This is a genomic window from Enterobacter cloacae complex sp. P13B, assembly GCF_014895915.1.
In the GTDB taxonomy this organism is placed as follows: domain Bacteria; phylum Pseudomonadota; class Gammaproteobacteria; order Enterobacterales; family Enterobacteriaceae; genus Enterobacter; species Enterobacter bugandensis.
This window is the reverse complement of sequence record NZ_JADBQN010000112.1, coordinates 1-4,420: the sequence shown is the minus strand read 5'-3', so window position 1 is coordinate 4,420 and position 4,420 is coordinate 1. Positions and strand designations below refer to the sequence as shown.

The 4,420-nt window shown below is 52.1% G+C and carries 4 protein-coding genes and 1 pseudogene; 3 read left to right on the top strand and 2 right to left on the bottom strand.

Annotated features, from left to right (window positions below; all coding sequences use genetic code 11):
• Both IM273_RS22130 and IM273_RS22125 read right to left on the bottom strand, forming a co-directional pair.
• A pseudogene (locus tag IM273_RS22130) lies at positions 1-212 on the bottom strand (aromatic amino acid transporter AroP); the annotation flags it as partial.
• A 46-nt stretch (positions 213-258) separates the two neighbouring features.
• Complete coding sequence (locus IM273_RS22125; protein WP_071993741.1) at positions 259-486, bottom strand: hypothetical protein; 228 nt, start codon at positions 484-486, stop codon at positions 259-261.
• Positions 487-749: 263 nt separating this feature from the next.
• On the opposite strand from IM273_RS22125, the gene pdhR reads away from it, so the two are divergent.
• The 3 genes from pdhR to IM273_RS22110 form a co-directional block, all read left to right on the top strand.
• Entirely contained in the window at positions 750-1,514 is a 765-nt protein-coding gene (pdhR, locus tag IM273_RS22120; RefSeq protein ID WP_006173806.1) for a pyruvate dehydrogenase complex transcriptional repressor PdhR, read from the top strand.
• 123 nt (positions 1,515-1,637) lie between these two features.
• Complete coding sequence (gene aceE / locus IM273_RS22115) at positions 1,638-4,301, top strand: pyruvate dehydrogenase (acetyl-transferring), homodimeric type (protein ID WP_028015529.1); 2,664 nt, start codon at positions 1,638-1,640, stop codon at positions 4,299-4,301.
• Between the two features lie 14 nt (positions 4,302-4,315).
• Positions 4,316-4,420, top strand: a 105-nt coding sequence (locus IM273_RS22110; protein ID WP_193055652.1) for a biotin/lipoyl-containing protein, incomplete at its 3' end; no start/stop codon positions are given.

The window sequence follows — 4,420 nt, the reverse complement described above, 5'->3', positions numbered from 1 at the left end:
TCAACGACCATTTCGCCAAGCTGGCGCATGATCAGAAAAGCGATGAAACCCGCAATCGCGTAACCCAAAATAATACCCGGACCGGCTGACTGGATAACGGATGCGCTGCCCAGAAACAGGCCGGTACCAATCGCACCGCCCAGTGCGATGAGCTGTATATGGCGGTTTTTAAGTCCGCGCTTTAGCTGATCGCCGTGCTGTTGAGCTTCCATTTGAAACCTCGTGTGTGGTTGTTATGTTCACGCTGTGCGTGTGTAATTATGAAAGTCCATATTCTGTATTTATTTCTTTACGGTTAAACAAACCGAAAAAAGCGGAGATGACTTCCGTACGCGCCAGAATAGTGGTAAGCGCCTGCGAATGCACCTGCTTTATGAAGGGATGCTGACGACTTGAATAAAAAGAAAGCATTTGTAAATCGGCCCGCTTATTCTTCCTAACCCAACCTATAGAATAGAAATGCTTCTTAAGTGGGCGAATTTTCATTATTTGCCATGTTGAATCGCTTCAGATTGCAAAACCCCTCGTTTCATTATGGTTAAAACTCCCTCTTTGGGAGTAATCAACTCATTTGTGCAAAGTTACATTTCTGAAACGTTATTTCTGTAAGGTTGTTAAAATGTGCAGGGTTTACTGATTTCAATCAAAACCAATATGGACAGAAGGTGAATACTTTGTTACTTTAGCGATACGAACTAGAAATTGGTAAGACCAATTGACTCCGGGCAAAAAGGCGTAAGACAGGGAATATGGCCTACAGCAAAATTCGCCAACCAAAACTATCTGATGTGATTGAGCAGCAGCTGGAGTTTTTAATCCTCGAAGGGACTCTGCGCCCGGGTGAGAAACTTCCGCCAGAACGCGAGCTGGCAAAACAGTTCGACGTTTCACGTCCCTCTCTGCGTGAGGCGATTCAACGCCTCGAAGCAAAGGGCTTGCTGCTTCGTCGCCAGGGCGGCGGAACCTTTGTGCAAAACAGCCTGTGGCAGAGCTTCAGCGATCCGCTGGTAGAACTTCTCTCTGACCACCCAGAATCCCAGTTTGACCTGCTTGAGACCCGTCACGCGCTTGAAGGTATTGCGGCCTATTACGCCGCCCTTCGCAGCACTGATGAAGATCGCGTGCGTATCCGCGAACTGCATCAGGCCATTGAACGGGCACAGCAGTCCGGCGATTTAGACGCCGAGTCCAGCGCCGTTGTCCAGTATCAAATCGCCGTCACCGAAGCGGCACACAACGTGGTGCTCCTCCATCTGCTACGCTGCATGGAGCCGATGCTGGCCCAGAACGTTCGTCAGAATTTTGAATTGTTGTATGCCCGTCGGGAGATGCTCCCGCTGGTAAGCAACCATCGCACCCGAGTATTCGAGGCGATAATGGCCGGGGAGCCGGAGCAGGCGCGCGAAGCGTCGCACCGTCACCTGGCTTTCATTGAGGAAATCTTGCTGGACCGCAGCCGTGAACAATCGCGTCGCGAACGTTCATTACGCCGCATACAGCAACGAAAGGATTAAGCGCCAGGTACTTTTAGAGCGCGGCAACTAAACGCAGAACCTGTCTTATTGTGTTCTTGCCCAAGAGCACAATGGGACAGGTTCCAGACAAATCAACGTATTAGATAGATAAGGAATACCCCCATGTCAGAACGTCTCCAAAATGACGTGGATCCGATCGAAACTCGCGACTGGCTACAGGCGATCGAATCGGTCATCCGTGAAGAAGGTGTTGAGCGCGCTCAGTATCTGATTGATCAGCTGCTTTCTGAAGCCCGCAAAGGCGGCGTGAAGGTTGCTTCAGGTGCAGGGGCTAGCAACTACGTAAACACGATTGCCGTTGAAGACGAACCGGAATACCCGGGCAATCTGGATCTGGAACGTCGTATCCGTTCTGCAATCCGCTGGAACGCCATCATGACCGTTCTGCGCGCGTCCAAGAAAGACCTGGAGCTGGGTGGCCACATGGCGTCCTTCCAGTCTTCTGCGACCGTTTACGAAGTGTGCTTCAACCACTTCTTCCGTGCAGCGAACGAGAAAGACGGCGGCGATCTGGTGTACTTCCAGGGCCACATCTCTCCGGGCATCTATGCACGTGCATTCCTGGAAGGTCGTCTGACTGAAGAGCAGATGAACAACTTCCGTCAGGAAGTTCACGGTAAAGGTCTGTCTTCTTATCCGCACCCTAAACTGATGCCTGAATTCTGGCAGTTCCCGACCGTATCTATGGGTCTGGGCCCAATCGGTGCGATCTACCAGGCTAAATTCCTGAAGTATCTGGAACACCGTGGTCTGAAAGACACCTCCGAGCAGACCGTTTACGCCTTCCTGGGCGACGGCGAAATGGATGAGCCAGAATCTAAAGGTGCGATCACCATCGCGACCCGTGAGAAGCTGGACAACCTGTGCTTCATCATCAACTGTAACCTGCAGCGTCTGGATGGTCCGGTAACCGGTAACGGCAAGATCATCAACGAACTGGAAGGCATCTTCGCAGGTGCTGGCTGGAACGTGATCAAAGTCATGTGGGGTTCCCGTTGGGACGAACTGCTGCGTAAAGACACAAGCGGTAAACTGATCCAGCTGATGAACGAAACCGTTGACGGCGACTACCAGACCTTCAAATCCAAAGACGGTGCCTACGTGCGTGAGCACTTCTTCGGTAAATACCCTGAAACCGCAGCGCTGGTTGCAGACTGGACTGATGAGCAGATCTGGGCCCTGAACCGCGGTGGTCACGATCCGAAGAAAATTTACGCTGCACTGAAAAAAGCGCGTGAAACCAAAGGTAAAGCGACTGTAATCCTGGCCCACACCATCAAAGGTTACGGCATGGGTGATACCGCAGAAGGTAAAAACATCGCTCACCAGGTTAAGAAAATGAACATGGACGGCGTGCGCTATATCCGCGACCGTTTCAACGTTCCAGTGACCGATGAGCAGGTAGAAAACCTGTCTTACATCACCTTCCCGGAAGGCTCTGAAGAGCACAAGTACCTGCACGAACGTCGTCAGGCGCTGAAAGGCTACCTGCCAGCTCGTCAGCCTAACTTCACCGAGAAGCTGGAACTGCCGGCGCTGGAAGACTTCTCTCAGCTGCTGGAAGAGCAGAACAAAGAGATCTCTACCACTATCGCTTTCGTTCGTGCCCTGAACGTGATGCTGAAGAACAAGTCGATCAAAGATCGCCTGGTGCCAATCATCGCCGACGAAGCGCGTACTTTCGGTATGGAAGGTCTGTTCCGTCAGATCGGTATCTACAGCCCGAACGGCCAGCAGTACACCCCGCAGGACCGTGAGCAGGTTGCATACTACAAAGAAGACGAGAAAGGTCAGATCCTTCAGGAAGGTATCAACGAGCTGGGCGCAGGCGCATCCTGGCTGGCTGCTGCGACCTCTTACAGCACCAACAACCTGCCGATGATTCCGTTCTACATCTACTACTCCATGTTCGGGTTCCAGCGTATCGGTGACCTGTGCTGGCAGGCAGGCGACCAGCAGGCTCGCGGCTTCCTGATCGGTGGTACTTCTGGTCGTACGACTCTGAACGGTGAAGGTCTGCAGCACGAAGATGGCCACAGCCACATTCAGTCTCTGACTATTCCTAACTGTATCTCTTACGACCCGTCCTACGCGTACGAAGTTGCTGTCATCATGCATGACGGTCTGCAGCGCATGTACGGTGAAGCGCAGGAGAACATTTACTACTACATCACCACCCTGAACGAAAACTACCACATGCCGGCAATGCCAGCAGGTGCCGAGGAAGGTATCCGTAAAGGTATCTACAAACTCGAAACCATTGAAGGTAGCAAAGGTAAAGTTCAGCTGCTGGGCTCCGGTTCTATCCTGCGTCACGTTCGTGAAGCAGCGCAGATCCTGGCGAAAGACTACGGCGTGGGTTCCGACGTGTACTCTGTGACTTCCTTCACCGAACTGGCGCGTGATGGCCAGGATTGTGAGCGCTGGAACATGCTGCACCCAATGGAAACCCCACGCGTTCCGTACATCGCTCAGGTGATGAACGACGCGCCAGCGGTGGCGTCCACTGACTATATGAAACTGTTCGCTGAGCAGGTTCGTACATACGTTCCAGCTGATGATTATCGCGTACTGGGTACTGACGGCTTCGGTCGTTCTGACAGCCGCGAAAACCTGCGTCACCACTTCGAAGTTGATGCTTCTTACGTGGTTGTAGCAGCACTGGGCGAACTGGCTAAACGTGGCGAAATCGATAAGAAAGTGGTTGCGGACGCAATTACCAAATTCAACATCGATGCAGAAAAAGTTAACCCGCGTCTGGCGTAAGAGGTAAAAGAATAATGGCTATCGAAATCAATGTACCGGACATCGGGGCTGATGAAGTTGAAATCACCGAGATCCTGGTCAAAGTGGGCGATAACGTTGCGGCAGAGCAGTCACTGATC